We start from the raw sequence: 15694 nt of genomic DNA, 5'->3' as shown, positions 1-15694 counted from the left end.
ATAAATATCACTAATTTTGGGAGTAGTTTTTTGCATGAAAAGGGTCTTATTATTTTTATTTTTTTTCACATACATTTTTGGTTTCTCACAATCAAAAGTTACGGATATTGAAGCTGTTGTCATCGAGGACAAAAGCGACCCCAGAGCATTAGAGATTCTTAAAAAAGTGAATCAGAATTTCACAAAAAACTCTCCTAAAAGTTTAGAATCTTACGCCTATAAATCTTACGAAAAAATTTCATTGGATATTGATGAAGACAGTATTTCACAGTATAACCGGTTCTTTGAAGATAACAATTTATTCAAGAAAAAAAGAGAGAAAGATTCCTTAAACAACATTTCTGCGAGACAGATATTTGCCAAAAGTAAATTATTCCTTTGGGAAAGGGCTCAGGAGTTTTTATATTCAACAAAATATGGAGAAAAGATCAATATTCTGGACAACAGAATTTCGGGTCTTAAGCAACCTATTTATGAAATGATTGCTCTGCAACAAAGCAACAGAGAGAAAATCCCGACCCAGCTAAAACAGGAAAACAGAGGCTTGTACAGATTCTTTTTAACGGATACTCTTGAGATGGATGGCCGAAAAAATTTCGTTATCCGTTTTCGTGAAGTAAATTATAAAAAGCCTGATAAAAAAAGGAAATACAATGGTGCTATTTATATTGATACAGAAACCTACGGAATCAAAAAAATAGAAAATTTCAGTAAAAATAAAAACGACGGAATTATTACCAGCACATGGATTTTCTATAATGATAAATGGTTTCTGGCTCACGAAACTGTAAAATTAAGAATGAACAGGATGGCAATGCAGGAAGATGATAAAGACCATCCTGAGGAAAAGCCTACAAAAAAAAATAAACAAAGTTTCGGGACATATGCTTTTCTATCGTCGAGATATTTCGACTTCAAAACACCCATTCCTGAAGATAAAAAAGATTTTAAAGGCTATACCTTCTCCGTAAAAAATGCTGATGGAAAAAGCCTGGACCGATACCGAACTGATCCTTTAACGGAAAGAGAAAGAAACACCTACAAAACAATCGACAGTCTGGGAAAAAAATACAATATAGATAACAAAGCCCAAGTTTTATCGGGTTTGTTGAATGGACAAATCAGAGTTAAAAGTTTGGATTTTGCAATTGATGAGGTTGTAAATTATAACTCATATGAAGGATTTAGAGTGGGATTAAAAGCTAAGCTTAATGAAAATTTCAATCCATATTTTTCACCTGACTATTACTTTGCATACGGTTTTAAAGATGATAAATGGAAATATGGAATCGGGCTTGATATGAAAACAACATTGGAAAAAAATTCTTATTTCAGAGTTGAATATTACAATGACGTTACCGCTTCCGGAGAGTTTTACAGAAAACTTTGGAGCTTTAAAATGCGAACTATGAATTATGGAAACAATATCAACAATGACAGATATTTCCACTTCAGAGGAGCATCCGTATCCTATAACAATGACATCACCAATGCACTTACTTTAGTTTTTGCAACCAGAAGAAACCTTGAAGAAGCGATGTTTGATTACTCATTCAGAGGCAGAGGATCGTCTTTTGATAACGTTAGTACTTTGGTTACTTTAAAATATTCTCCGAATTCTACCAATATTATGACCCCGCAAGGAAAATCATTACTTGACCAGAAATTTCCGGAAATCTATCTGAATTACGAGCAGAGTTACAAAACGTTAGGAGGAGATTTCAATTATTCCCGTTTTGACTTACTGTTTCTTCATAATTTTAAAACAATGTTCGGAACCACTGGTTTCAGGTTGTATGGAGGAATGGTGTTAGGTGATGCCCCGATTTGGAAAAACTTTACGATGAATGGTTTAGCATCCACTAGAAAAGATTTTAATTTTAACTTAACCTCTTTTCTAGGATTTGCAACACTGGAAGGCGGAAAATATTACAATGATAAATTTGTCGCGTATTATTTCACTCATAAAATTCCTTGGTATTTTAAAAGTTTCGGACAGAACATTTCAAGCTTCGACTTTGTATTAAGAGGAACTATCGGAGATATGAAGCATCCTGAATATCACCAGTTCAAATTTAGAAAACTAGATCACCTGTATCAGGAAGTAGGTTTGGAATGGACAAATTTTCTTTCAAGCTATTTCAATTTAGGCGTATTCTATAGAGTGGGTTACTATACAACCCCCAATTTTAAACAAAACTTTGCCATACAGTTTAAATTAAAATTACTAGAATTTTAATGGCAAATAATAGATAATGAGCAATTAGTAATAAAAAAATAAAATGAAGACAATACAAATAAAAGCAGAGCAGTTTTTTGAATTATTAAGATTAAAAGACACGCCAATGTGGGAGATTTTTGCTCAAATGATTGATGGAGAAGAAAAGGAAATCGTTTTTTTAGATAACGAAGATAAAGTACTTTTCAATTATATTTTACCTTCCAATAAAGAAAAATTAGAAGAAGACCGAAAAGAATTCTCAAAGGAGTTTTCAGAAAAACTGAGTACTTTAAACTAAATAAAATCACCATGAAAAAAGGATACCTGTTATCAATTGTAGCCGCATTTATTTTTAGTTTGGGAAACGCTCAAAACTATAAAAAACCGTTGGTTTCTGCCATCAAAGAAACAGATCTTAAAAAAGATATGTATGAATTGGCTGCCGATCAGTTTTGGGGGCGTGAAGCCGGAACATTAGATGAATTAAAAGTATCGATGTGGTTGGCCGACAAAGCTAAAGAAGCAGGAATGAAACCTGCAGGAGATAACGGAACTTTCTTTCAGTTTTTTGATATGTACAGGCATCAGGTGATTCCGCAAAGCAGCTTGAAAATTGGAGATAACACTTTAAAATTATGGAAAGACTTTTTAGTAGCAGAACCTGTTAATACCAATATTGATACTGAAATTGTTTATGCAGGAACTACCGAACCTGAAGATCTATCTAAATTAAATCTAAAAGGAAAAATTCTTGCCATCAACGCGTCTGATAAAAATATCGACAAAGAGATGACTCTTTTCGTAAGAAGATATCCCGGATTTGTAAGAACAAAATACTACAACAAAGCCTATGAATTAGGCGCAAAAGGAATCATCTTTATCACAGATGATATTTCTGAAAAAAGTTGGGTTGAAGTGTTACCGCAAATGACGAGAGGTTCTTACGGAGTTGAAGGATTAAGAGAAAAGGTAACCAATAATATTCCTGTTCTTTGGATCAAAAAAGAAAATGCCAATTGGGTAAAAAGCAATCCAAAAATTTCTTTAAACCTCATCACAGAAACCTATAAATATCCTTCGGTGAACATCATCGGAAAAATAGACGGAACTGATCCTAAATTAAAAGAGGAATATGTATTGCTAAGCGGACATCAGGATCATGACGGAATAAGACATCCTGTAAAAAACGATACGATCTACAACGGGGCGGACGATAATGCGAGTACTTGCGTTGCCATGTTAGCTATGGCAAGAGCTTATAAAAAGCAACCGGGAAAAAGAAGTATTTTATTTGTTTTTCACGGAGCCGAAGAAAGAGGATTGTTAGGTTCAAGGTGGCATGCAGCCCATCCTGTTGTTCCTAAAGAAAAAATAGTTGCCGTTCTGAATGGTGATATGATCGGGAGAAATGATAATAATGAAGCAGCTTTATTAGGTGGAAATGCTCCTCATAAAAACTCTGAAGAATTGGTAAAAATGGCTGAAGATGCCAATAATGAAAGTACAAAATTCAAGTATCTGAAAGATTGGGATTCTCCAAACCATGCCGAATATTTCTATTTTAGAAGTGATCATCTTCCGTATGCTAAAGTGGGAATTCCTGCAATATTTTTCACGAGCGTTTTGCACGATCAATACCATACGCCACAAGATGAATCTGAAAATATTAATTTTAAGAAGCTCTATAAAATGACGGAATGGATGTACAGAACTTCTTGGAAAGTTGCCAATGAGGCGGAGCGTCCCAAAGTGATTCCTAATTTTACGTTGGAGAGATAAAAAAACTGTCCTTTTCTTTGATATTGAAGATCAGACATAGTTAATCACAGTTATATAATACAGAAAGCTTCACAAATTGTGAAGCTTTCTTTTCATCATTGATTTTTAGAACGGTCTGTTTATTTAAATAAGAAGAGTCATTAAGGAAGGATCATTGTTAAGATAGTTGACGAAAAAATCATATTTTTTCATATTAAATAATAAAGGTTCAAAATCTTCATTATTCTTTAATACAATCCCAACTACCGCTATCCCTTTCTCTTTTGAATTTTTCTTGGTGTATTCAAAGGTTGTAATGTCATCGTTAGGTCCCAAAACATCCATCACAAAAGATTTTAAAGCACCCGGACGCTGAGGAAATCTCACCAAAAAGTAATGTTTTAACCCAGCATATAGCAATGCCTTTTCTTTTATCTCTTCCATTCGGGTAATGTCATTATTGCTTCCACTGATAATGCATACTACATTTTTCCCTTTTATTTCTTCTTTGTATTTCTCTAAAGCAGCCACCGATAAAGCTCCTGCAGGTTCTACCACCACCGCATCTTTGTTATATAGCGAAAGTATGGTTTCACAGATCATTCCTTCCTCAATCGTAACGACATCATGCAATGCATTCTGACAGATATTGAAATTCAGATCTCCTACTTTTTGCACTGCTGCTCCATCTACAAAACGACTTATTTTTTCTAAATGAAAAGGCTTCCCTTGTTCCATTGCTTTGGTCATGCTGGCGGCTCCGGAAGGTTCTGTTCCTATAATTTTAGTTTTCGGCGAGAGGCTTTGAAAGACACTGCAAACGCCAGCTGCTAATCCGCCACCGCCAATCGGTAGAAAAAGGTAATCGATAAGTCCATCTGCTTGTTCCAAGATTTCCAATGCTACCGTAGCTTGTCCTTCAATAATAGCAGGATCGTCAAATGGATGGATAAATACGCCTTCATTCTTTTCGCAAAACTCTAAGGCCGCATCTTTAGCTTCATCAAAAGTATCTCCATAGAGAACTACATCTACATAATTACCACCAAACATTTTTACCTGTTCTAATTTCTGACCGGGTGTTGGCAAAGGCATAAATATGGTTCCTTTTGTCTTCATCGCACTGCATGCAAAAGCAACTCCTTGCGCATGATTTCCTGCGCTGGCACACACCACTCCTTTCGAAAGAATTTCTTTAGAAAGCGTTACCATTTTATTATAAGCCCCACGTATTTTATAAGATCTTACCCGTTGTAGGTCTTCTCTTTTAAAATTAATGTTGGCCTGATAAACTGTTGATAAATTATTATTGACTGACAATGGAGTTCGGACACTGACTTCTTTGAGTCTCTCAGCCGCTTTTCGGATATTCTCCAACGTAACAGCCTGCCGATTTTTCTCTTTCATCATAATCAATTATTTTCCGGTCTCAGACTACGGACGGTTTTCCCCGCCTGCCACATTTCGCTTTCGCGAAGTTCTGCTAATTCGGCATCCAGTTTTTCTCTATAATCGGGTTTGCTGTTGCTGTCAATAGATAATTGCGCTTCATTTCCAGAAGCTACATTGTTGTATAATTCTTCAAATATGGGAGAAGTAGCATCCTTAAAACGCTTCCACCAATCTAGAGCTCCTCTTTGGGCCGTTGTGCTGCAGTTGGCATACATCCAATCCATTCCGTTTTCTGCAACCAATGGCATTAATGATTGCGTAAGCTCTTCTACAGTTTCATTAAAAGCTTCTGAAGGACTGTGCCCATTTTTTCTCAACACTTCATATTGAGCAGCAAAAATTCCCTGAACGGCCCCCATTAATGTTCCTCTTTCTCCTGTAAGATCACTATATACTTCTTTTTTGAAATCAGTTTCAAACAAATAACCGCTTCCTACGGCAATTCCTAATGCAATTACTCGATCTCGAGCTTTACCTGTTACATCCTGGTAAACGGCAAAACTACTATTCAACCCTCTATTCTGAAGGAACATTCTTCTTAGTGATGTTCCCGAACCTTTTGGAGCTACAAGAAAAACATCTACATCGGCTGGTGGTACAATTCCTGTACGTTCGTTAAACGTAATTCCAAAACCGTGCGAAAAATATAATGCTTTACCGGGCGTTAAATGTTCTTTTACTTTTGGCCAATATTCTATCTGAGCAGCGTCACTTAAAAGATAACAGATAATGGTTCCCTTTTTAAGCGCTTCTTCAATTTCAAATAACGTTTCTCCGGGAACGAATCCGTCTGCAATGGCTTTATCCCAAGATTTTGAGTTTTTTCTTTGGCCTACGATTACATTGATACCATTATCTCTTTGATTAAGTGCTTGCCCGGGACCTTGAACTCCATATCCGATAACTGCTACCACTTCATTTTTTAATACTTCCTGAGCTTTTTCTAATGGAAACTCTTGTCTTGTTACTACATTTTCTTCTACTCCTCCAAAATTTAATTTTGCCATTTTATTGATAATTTTTTAATGATTAATTTTAATAATTAGTTGATATGTACTATTGTTTCCAGACAAGGCACTTGGTGATAATGTACCTCTAAAACATCTACTTGCTTTTCTATTTGCTGAGCCAGCTTTTGTATCACCTCATCAGATTCTTTCACCACCACTACCAGTTTCTTACAATCTGTTTTTTCTGATGGACCCACATGAAGGCTGACGATATTAATCCTCCTTCTGGAAAAAATATTATTGATCCGGTTGATAAAGCCTGTATAACCTTCCATATGAGTGGTGATCATATATTCTTTTTTTTCTTCATTCATTTTCTTTCTTTTTAAACTTTATTATGTGTTAATACAATCTCTGCTACACTTTTACCTTGAGGAACCATTGGGAAAACATTGTATTCTTTTTCTACCATGATCTCCAAAAGATAAGCTCCTTCATTATCCAGCATTTCCCGAATTGATTCTTTTAAATGATCCCTATGCAATACTTTCTCACCAGGTATTCCGTATCCTTTAGCCACCTGTACAAAATCAGGACTTTGGATATCTACAAACGAATATCTTTCTTCATGAAATAATTCCTGCCACTGCCTTACCATACCGAGAAAGCAATTATTAAGAATCATAATTTTGATATTGGGATGATATTGCATAACCGTTCCCAATTCCTGTATATTCATTTGAGCACCTCCATCTCCCATCACCGCAATAATTTGACGATCTGTTGCGTATGACGCCCCGATTGCTGCGGGAAGGCAAAACCCCATTGTTCCAAGTCCACCGCTGGTAATATTACTTTTAGACTGATTAAATTCAGCATATCGACACGTTACCATTTGATGCTGCCCAACATCGGTTACAATTACTGCATCTCCTTGGGTTAATTCATTCAAACATTTAATAACTTCTCCCATCGTAATATCTCCTTCTGAAGGGTTCAGCTCGTTACTGATTAAATTAATATGTTCTATTTCGTGGCAGTCTTTAAATCTTGTATGCCAATCCACATATTCTTTAGGATTAATTAATGAAGTAAGCAATGGCAACGTTTCTTTACAATTACCAATTACGGGTACAGCAACTTTTACGTTTTTATTGATTTCAGCTTTATCAATATCAAGATGAATGATTTCTGCTTGCTTTGCGTATTCATCCAATTTCCCGGTTACACGGTCATCAAAGCGCATTCCTATCGCAATAAGAACATCACATTCATTGGTGAGTAAATTCGGACCGTAGTTTCCATGCATTCCTACCATTCCAACCGCTTGCGGATGATCTGTAGGTATCGCACTCATTCCCATAATCGTCCATGCCGTGGGAATTCCGGACTTTTCAATAAACTGTAAAAATTCTTCTTCAGCCTTGCCCAAAATAACACCTTGCCCTACAATGATAAAGGGATTTTTTGCATTGTTGATAAGCTCTGCCGCTTTGGCAATAAATTCAGAATTGGGTTCAGGATTGGGTTGATAACTTCTAAGAGAATCACAAACTTTATAGCCTTGATATACCGTTTTCTGCAGCTGCGCATTTTTCGTTATATCGATAAGAACAGGTCCGGGTCTGCCAGATCTGGCAATATAAAACGCTTTAGCTAACACTTCGGCAAGTTCTTCGGCATCAGTTACCTGATAGTTCCATTTGGTAACAGGCGTCGTAACATTAATAACATCTATTTCCTGAAAAGCATCTGTTCCCAAAAGATGTGCATACACCTGTCCTGTAATACATACAAGTGGAGTACTATCTAACATAGCATCAGCTAAACCTGTCACAAGATTTGTCGCTCCCGGACCACTGGTTGCCAATACCACACCCACTTCACCAGACGCTCTTGCAAAACCCTGAGCTGCATGCACCGCTCCCTGCTCATGGCGTACAAGTATGTGTTCTAAACTGTCTTTGTAATCATAAAGAGCGTCATAGATAGGAATGATAGCACCTCCCGGATAACCAAACATTGTTTTTACCCCTTCTTTCAAAAATGTTTCAAGAATAATTTGGCTTCCACTAAGTTCTATTCCTCTCAATAGGTTCTCTTTATCATATGTTAAATATGGATTTTTCATTGTATGTTATTTTATATTTCATCCGTTACGCAACCTTCTGCCGCTGAAGAAACTGTTAATGCATATTTATACAGCAGTCCTTTTGTAACTTTCAAAGCCGGCTTTATCCAACCTTGTTTTCTAATTTCAATTTCTGCATCAGAAACATTCAGCTGTATGGTATTGTTTACCGCATCTATTTCGATGAGGTCATCATCTTCTACAAAAGCAATCAAGCCTCCTTCCTGAGCTTCAGGAGTAATATGTCCCACTACAAAACCATGCGTTCCGCCACTGAACCTTCCATCGGTAATTAAGGCTACGCTATTTCCAAAACCCGCACCGATCAAAGCACTTGTAGGCTTTAACATTTCTGGCATTCCGGGAGCACCTTTTGGTCCTTCATTACGAATTACAATCACATCTCCGTGCTGCACTTTTCCGTTTCTGATGCCTTCAATTAAATTTTTCTCTCCGTCAAATACTCTTGCTTTCCCTAAAAACTTCTCGCCTTCTTTTCCTGTTATTTTAGCAACACTTCCCTTCTCTGCAAGGTTTCCATATAATATTCTTATATGTCCTGTGGCTTTTATAGGATCCGAAATTGGTCTTATTACTTTTTGTTTTGTGAAATCAAGGCTTGGTATATCTTCTAAATTTTCCGCAAGCGTCTTTCCTGTCACCGTAAGACAATCTCCATGAAGCAATCCTTCATTCAAAAGGTATTTCATCACTGCTGGTATTCCTCCATGTTCATGAAGATCCTGCATTAGATATTTTCCACTAGGTTTTAAATCGGCGAGCATTGGAGTAACGTCGCTCATTTTTTGAAAATCATCCTGCGTTACCACAACATCTACACTTTTGGCCATTGCAATAAAATGCAGAACGGCATTGGTACTTCCTCCCAAAACGATGATGATACGAAGTGCATTTTCAAATGCTTTACGAGTCATGATATCAGAAGGTTTAATATCTTTTTCTAATAACTTTTTCAAATAACCTCCCGCCTCTAAACATTCGTTTTGTTTTTCCGGACTTGTTGCAGGGTTTGATGATGAATATGGAAGACTCATTCCTAGTGCTTCAATGGCAGATGCCATGGTATTAGCGGTGTACATTCCTCCACAAGCTCCTGCTCCTGGACAAGAATTTTTAATCACTCCATTAAAATCTTCTTCAGAGATCTCTCCTGCTATCTTTTGTCCTAATGCTTCAAAAGCAGAAACAATATTCAGTTGATTTCCTTTGTAGCATCCTGGGGCAATTGTTCCGCCGTATACCATGATCGAAGGTCTGTTTAATCTTCCCATTGCCATGATGGTTCCCGGCATATTTTTATCACAACCCGGCAAAGCGATTAATCCGTCATAATACTGCGCTCCACATATTGCCTCAATACTATCTGCAATAACATCACGGCTTACTAACGAATAGCGCATACCATCTGTTCCGTTGCTCATACCGTCACTTACTCCGATAGTATTGAATACTAAACCAGCCAGCCCTTGCTCCCAAGTTCCTTTTTTAACGATTTGCGCTAAATCATTAAGGTGCATGTTACAGGTATTACCGTCGTATCCCATACTTGCAATTCCGACCTGAGCCTTTTGCATATCTTCATCTGTAAATCCTATCCCGTACAACATGGCTTTTGCTGCAGGCTGTTCAGTATTTTGTGTGAAGGTTTTTGAATATTTATTTAACATATTATCCTACATTTTTTGTTCTTATCATTTCTCAGTATGGTATCAGAAATTTCATTTTCTGTAAACCATAAATGATTTTTTTTACTTAATTTTCATCCAAAACTACAGTTTGTAATATTTTTCTTATTTTCAATTTTATAAAAAATACAATATCCAAACGTTTTAAAAACAGACACATTTATTTAATTATCAATCATTTACATTACAAAAATTTACAATGACCGAACTCTTACCACTTTCTGATAAGCGTCTTGTATCACCTTGCTTTTCGTATCATCCCAATTTTTAGTAAACGGAATATCGTCCAGAGAATCTAAGCCTACAATTTCAGCAGCTGTTCCACAAAAGAAAGCGGCATCGGCTCCTCTCATTTCTTCAGGTTTAAAGAAGGTTTCTTTAACGGGAATATTGAGTTCATTACATATTTCAAAAACAGTCTGTCGTGTGATACCTGGCAGTATACTTCCTTTGGCCGGGGTAAAAAGAACACCACCTTTTTCGTAGAAGACATTGGCTCCCGAACTTTCTGCAACATTTTCTTTTTCATCCAATACTAAAGCTTCATCATATCCTTTATCTTTCGCTTCCTGACTGGCTAAAATTGAATTCACATAATGCCCTCCTACTTTTGCCTCCATTAAAAAAGCCTGAGGATTGGGTCTCTGAAAACTTGAAGTCATAACTCTGACTCTACCCGATAAATATCCATTGTTCCACTCCCATGCTAATATGGTGAGGTAAGATTCTTTTCCTTTGGTTAAACCCATATTAGGAGAGCAAAAAACCAGCGGACGAATATATGCGTCATCCAACCGGTTACGCTCTAAAAGTTCATATGTAAGATCTGTAAGTTCCTGAGTGGTATAAGAAAATGGAATATGCATCAACTCTGCAGAACGGCGCAAACGGTCATAATGTTCTTCTGCTTTAAAGATCTTTGTTCCAAGATCCGTTTTATAAGATTTTATTCCTTCAAAAACAGAATATCCATAGTGAAGTGATTGGCCATAAAGATCAGTCTGCGCATCTTTTGCTTTTACAAATTTTCCGTTAAAATAAATGAGGGTTTCGTTGTTGTAATACATTTTTACTATTCAGTTTAAAGTTTGTTGAAATAAAAAAGCCCTCTCACAATGTGAGAGGGCTTAAAATATATAGACAATATTTTTCCTTCTCACGTTAGTAAGGGAATAATAATGACAATAATAATTGCTGTTAATTGATACATAATTTTTGGAATAAAAAAAGCCGCTTCAATATGAAGCGGCTCTATATAATTTAAAATAATTTTACTGTTATATCTACCGCTCTTTACTATTAAATGACAATAGTATTAATAATAGAAATGACAATAATATTTTTCTGATTCGTAAAATTCATGGTGTAAAGGTATTATTTTTTTAATATTCCACACTATTTTTTAGCTTTTTTTAACTTTTATTTTTTTTAGCGTTAAATTCTAATAGTGTTTTTTGAGCTTCCAAAACATCATGAACTCTCAAAATTCTAGCACCTTGATCTAATACTTTCATGTGAAGTTTTTGTGTTTCTTCATTAATATCCAACGCCGTTTTTCCGAGTGGTTTATAGATAAATGATTTTCGGGAAATCCCAATCAATAATGGCCATCTTCCAAAACCTAAATATTCTGTTTCATTAATCATTTTCACTTGGTGTTCAACCGTTTTACCAAAACCAAAACCGGGATCTAAAATAATATCTTTAACTCCTTTTTCAAGAAGCTGCCTTGTTTTTTCAGAAAAATACCGATTAATTTCCAACGTAATATCTTCAAATTGTATTTTATCATGCATGGTTTCATAAGAAGGATTCACATGCATTAAGATATAAGGAAGTTTTGTTTCTGCAGCAGTATCAAACATGGCGCCATCATATTGCCCGCCTGAAATATCATTAATAATATCCATTCCTTCATTGAAGCCAAACTTAACAGTTTCAGCATAAAAAGTATCCAACGAAATCAAAGCTTCAGGAAATTCTTTTTTGATTTGAGAAATTAACGTTCCTATTCTTCGAATCTCTTCTTCACTGCTTAAAAATTCTGCATTAGGACGTGTAGATTGCGGACCAATATCAATAATCTCAGCGCCCTCTTTCAATAGTTTCTCAGCATGGAGTAAAGCCAATTTCTCATTATTAAATTTCCCGCCATCTGAAAAAGAATCCGGAGTGAGATTTAAAATCCCCATGATTTTCGGACTGGTTAAATCAACAAGTCTTCCATTACAATTGATAGAATATGAGGACGTATGAGTTTGAGTATTTGAGTGCATGAGAGTTTGAGAGTTTGAGAGTTTGAGAGTTAAGAAAAATACAATTTATAAATACTAAGTAATTATTGTTGGTCTTTAGCAATACAAATTTAAGGACTAAGAACGATATCCTGCAACTTTAAATAGCTTTTAACGATAAGTCAATTCCAACTCTCAAACACTCCCTTTCTCCTAATCTCAAACCATAAAAAACTCCTTTTTGAATCCTGCTAGATAAAAGCTAATTCGTATATTTGAAAGTTTAAGAGAATTTATGCTAAAAACTTCAATACAGTTCGAGAAAGTTATCAATGAGTGCCGTGATTTATTTTCAAAAAAATTACAGGATTATGGTGCAGCTTGGAGGGTTTTAAGACCCAGCTCCATTACGGATCAAATTTACATTAAAGTCAACAGAATCCGTACGTTACAGATGACTGATGTAAAAATGATAGATGAAAGTGAAGAAAGTGAATTTATCGCAATTGTAAACTACTCTATCATCGGGCTAATTCAGCTTGAAAAAGGGCTATCTAATGATTTTAACGAAGACAAAGAGGAGATCCTAAATCTGTATGATAAATATTCCAAAGAAGCTCAGGCTTTAATGGAAAGAAAAAATCATGATTATGGTGAAGCGTGGAGAGATATGAGAATTTCTTCGATTACGGATCTTATTTATCAAAAGGTTTTAAGAACAAAACAAATTGAAGATAACCAAGGTGTTACCATCGTTTCTGAAGGGTTAGATGCCAACTATTTCGACATGCTGAACTATGCCGTTTTCTGTCTGATAAAATTCTCTGAAAAACAAGATAACTTCCAATCTAAAACTATTTAATCATGATCAAAGGTCTATTACGTTTCATTATTGCTATTATTTTCATCCTTTCAGGCTTTGTAAAAGCGGTGGATTTGGTAGGTTTTTCTTTTAAAATGGAAGAGTACTTTGCTCCTTCTGTTTTCAACATGCCATTTTTAGAAAAATTTGCCTTATTATTTTCGATAATTGTAGTTGTTTTAGAGCTTTTCCTTGGATTTATGCTTTTATTAAAGTTAAAACTGAAGTTCACGCTCTCAGCGCTTATCGCGCTTTGTATCTTCTTTGGATTCCTTACTTTTTACTCAGCTTATTTCAATGTGGTAACAGATTGCGGATGTTTTGGTGATGCCATCAAATTCACCCCTTGGCAGAGTTTCATTAAAGACATTGTACTTTTGGTTGGGTTAATCATTGTATTTATTCTTTACAGAAAAGAGTTTAAGAAAAAGGATGATTATACTTTCAGTTCTAAAAAAGAACCTTCAAATACATTTAAATATGTTCTTTTAGGACTGTTTTCTTTGGGAATGATTTACATTATGGCTCAAGGAATTATGCATGAACCTTTAATTGATTTCCGTGATTATAAAATAGGAACCGATATTAAAGGTGAAAAAGAAAAAATCAATAAAAACCCGTCTGAATACAAAACTTTTTACTCTCTTAAAAATCAAAAAACGGGAGAAATTTTAAAAATAAATCAGGACGATTATATTAAAGAAACAAAATATTGGGCAGAGGGTTCTCCTTGGAAAATCGAGGAAGGAAAAAACGAATCTGTTTTAGTAAAAGAAGGATATAAATCTGAAATCGCTAAGTTTAAGATTGAAGATGTTACGGGACAAGAAATTAATGACGAGATCATTAATGCACCAAAAGCAATCTTAGTTTTCTCTTATCATCCGAAAGAAGTTTCAGCAGACTTACTTCAAAAATTAGAGGCTAAAGTTAATGCTCAAAAAGGAGCGGTTATCTATGGTGTTTCAACCGATCATAATACTTTTAAAACGATTAAAAATGCAATGATGGACGGAACTGCCATTAAAACAATTGCAAGAAGTAATCCTTTTGTATTGATCTTAGAAAAAGGAAAAATTGTAGACAAACAACCTGCAAAAGACTATATTAAATAATACATGTAAATGATGAATGGCCAATTGTAATTATTATAAAAGCTATTCATTATCAATTAATTTTAAACACTAAACATACAATGCATAAATCAAATAAACCCATCGCCGGTTACCACTTATTAATGATCCTTTCTTCTGTAGACGGAGAATTTGCTCCCGAAGAAGGAATACTTGTTCACCAGTATTTAGCTGACGAATTTCCGTTCAAGATGAACTTAGATGATGAGTTGGAAACTATTGCATTATTGCAACCCGAAGAATGGAAAAATCATTTTGAGTTCCATGCCGGATGTTTCTATGATGATTCTACAGAAACAGAGCGTAAGAAATTTGCTCAGTTTGCCAAAACATTGATAAAAGCAGATAATAAAGTAACTGACGAAGAACATACATATTATAAGCACCTGAAGAATATCTGGAAATTAGAGTAATATATACTATTGACAAGCACACAACCGATAGAAAAAATATTTAATACATTTTAAATAATTAAAATATGAGAAGAAAAATAGTTGCAGGAAACTGGAAAATGAACAAAAACATAATTGAAGCTCAACAATTGATGGTTCAGTTATTAAGTTATAAAAACAACCACAAAACCAACTGTGAAGTTTGGATCGCTCCTCCATCTTTATACTTAATGATGGCAAAAGATATCTTCGAAAAAAATGAGATCGGTGTATTTTCTCAGGATATGAGCGAGCATGTAAGTGGCGCTTATACAGGAGAAATCTCTGCTGACATGTTGGAATCAATTAATGCAACAGGTTCTTTAATCGGACACTCTGAAAGAAGACAATATCACGGAGAAACAGATTCTCACTGTAACGTAAAAGTAAAATTAGCTTTAGATAAAGGTTTAATTCCTGTTTACTGTAACGGAGAAACTTTAGAGCAAAGAAAAGCTGGTCAACATTTTGAAGTGGTAAAAAACCAAACTGAAGTTGCTCTTTTCACGCTTTCTGCAGAAGAAATTAAAAAAGTAGTAATTGCTTACGAACCAGTTTGGGCAATCGGAACCGGAGAAACGGCAAGCCCTGAACAAGCTCAGGAAATCCACGCTCACATCAGAAGCATCATCGCTGCAAAATACGGACAGGAAGTTGCTGACGAAGTTTCTATCCTTTACGGTGGTTCTGTAAAACCAGACAATGCCAAAGAGATTTTCTCTCAACCTGATATTGACGGTGGTTTGATTGGTGGAGCTGCTTTGAAATTAGAAGATTTTTCTAAGATTATTGAAGGATTTAATTCATAATAATAGA

14 protein-coding genes are annotated in these 15694 nt (G+C 35.3%); 7 read left to right on the top strand and 7 right to left on the bottom strand.

The features are described from left to right. Positions 1 to 34 precede the first annotated feature (34 nt). Genes BUB80_RS13725 through BUB80_RS13715 form a run of 3 tightly spaced genes read left to right on the top strand, consistent with a single transcriptional unit; the run spans position 35 to position 4000 of the window. The gene (locus BUB80_RS13725) at positions 35 to 2239 is read left to right on the top strand and encodes a hypothetical protein (RefSeq protein ID WP_073293764.1); all 2205 of its coding nucleotides are present in this window, start codon (positions 35 to 37) and stop codon (positions 2237 to 2239) included. Between the two features lie 43 nt (positions 2240 to 2282). Next, a complete protein-coding gene (locus BUB80_RS13720; protein ID WP_073293762.1) occupies positions 2283 to 2519 on the top strand; it encodes a hypothetical protein in 237 nt (78 codons plus the stop codon). An 11-nt stretch (positions 2520 to 2530) separates the two neighbouring features. After that, entirely contained in the window at positions 2531 to 4000 is a 1470-nt protein-coding gene (locus BUB80_RS13715) for a M20/M25/M40 family metallo-hydrolase (RefSeq protein ID WP_073293760.1), read from the top strand. A gap of 123 nt (positions 4001 to 4123) precedes the next feature. Here the strand turns inward: BUB80_RS13715 and ilvA are convergent, their stop codons facing one another. The 7 genes from ilvA to folP all read right to left on the bottom strand — a co-directional run bounded on the left by ilvA (position 4124) and on the right by folP (position 12494). Further along, positions 4124 to 5389, bottom strand: coding sequence for a threonine ammonia-lyase IlvA (gene ilvA, locus BUB80_RS13710; RefSeq protein ID WP_083547161.1), 1266 nt, complete (start codon positions 5387 to 5389; stop codon positions 4124 to 4126). A gap of 2 nt (positions 5390 to 5391) precedes the next feature. After that, positions 5392 to 6438, bottom strand: coding sequence for a ketol-acid reductoisomerase (gene ilvC / locus BUB80_RS13705; RefSeq protein WP_073293758.1), 1047 nt, complete (start codon positions 6436 to 6438; stop codon positions 5392 to 5394). A 35-nt stretch (positions 6439 to 6473) separates the two neighbouring features. Then, positions 6474 to 6731, bottom strand: coding sequence for an ACT domain-containing protein (locus BUB80_RS13700; protein ID WP_175549614.1), 258 nt, complete (start codon positions 6729 to 6731; stop codon positions 6474 to 6476). A 35-nt stretch (positions 6732 to 6766) separates the two neighbouring features. After that, a complete protein-coding gene (gene ilvB, locus BUB80_RS13695; protein WP_073293754.1) occupies positions 6767 to 8512 on the bottom strand; it encodes a biosynthetic-type acetolactate synthase large subunit in 1746 nt (581 codons plus the stop codon). A gap of 11 nt (positions 8513 to 8523) precedes the next feature. Beyond that, positions 8524 to 10200, bottom strand: a complete 1677-nt coding sequence (gene ilvD / locus BUB80_RS13690) for a dihydroxy-acid dehydratase (RefSeq protein WP_073293752.1) — start codon at positions 10198 to 10200, stop codon at positions 8524 to 8526. A gap of 212 nt (positions 10201 to 10412) precedes the next feature. Beyond that, on the bottom strand, positions 10413 to 11285 hold the full coding sequence (locus tag BUB80_RS13685; protein WP_073293750.1) for a branched-chain amino acid transaminase: 873 nt from the start codon (positions 11283 to 11285) through the stop codon (positions 10413 to 10415). Between the two features lie 345 nt (positions 11286 to 11630). After that, the gene (gene folP, locus BUB80_RS13680) at positions 11631 to 12494 is read right to left on the bottom strand and encodes a dihydropteroate synthase (protein ID WP_073293748.1); all 864 of its coding nucleotides are present in this window, start codon (positions 12492 to 12494) and stop codon (positions 11631 to 11633) included. Positions 12495 to 12747: 253 nt separating this feature from the next. On the opposite strand from folP, the gene BUB80_RS13675 reads away from it, so the two are divergent. The 4 genes from BUB80_RS13675 to tpiA all read left to right on the top strand — a co-directional run bounded on the left by BUB80_RS13675 (position 12748) and on the right by tpiA (position 15687). After that, positions 12748 to 13314 carry a DUF1599 domain-containing protein gene (locus BUB80_RS13675; RefSeq protein WP_054510147.1) on the top strand — a complete coding sequence of 189 codons (567 nt, stop codon included), beginning with the start codon at positions 12748 to 12750 and terminating at the stop codon, positions 13312 to 13314. 2 nt (positions 13315 to 13316) lie between these two features. Further along, complete coding sequence (locus BUB80_RS13670) at positions 13317 to 14429, top strand: BT_3928 family protein (protein ID WP_073293746.1); 1113 nt, start codon at positions 13317 to 13319, stop codon at positions 14427 to 14429. 80 nt (positions 14430 to 14509) lie between these two features. After that, positions 14510 to 14860 carry a hypothetical protein gene (locus BUB80_RS13665; protein WP_073293744.1) on the top strand — a complete coding sequence of 117 codons (351 nt, stop codon included), beginning with the start codon at positions 14510 to 14512 and terminating at the stop codon, positions 14858 to 14860. Between the two features lie 65 nt (positions 14861 to 14925). Continuing rightward, on the top strand, positions 14926 to 15687 hold the full coding sequence (gene tpiA, locus BUB80_RS13660) for a triose-phosphate isomerase (RefSeq protein ID WP_073293742.1): 762 nt from the start codon (positions 14926 to 14928) through the stop codon (positions 15685 to 15687). Positions 15688 to 15694 lie beyond the last annotated feature (7 nt).

Source organism: Chryseobacterium polytrichastri, from assembly GCF_900142445.1.
GTDB classification, from domain to species: domain Bacteria; phylum Bacteroidota; class Bacteroidia; order Flavobacteriales; family Weeksellaceae; genus Chryseobacterium; species Chryseobacterium polytrichastri.
The sequence above is the reverse complement of the archived record's forward strand: the minus strand, read 5'-3'. Positions and strand labels throughout refer to the sequence as shown.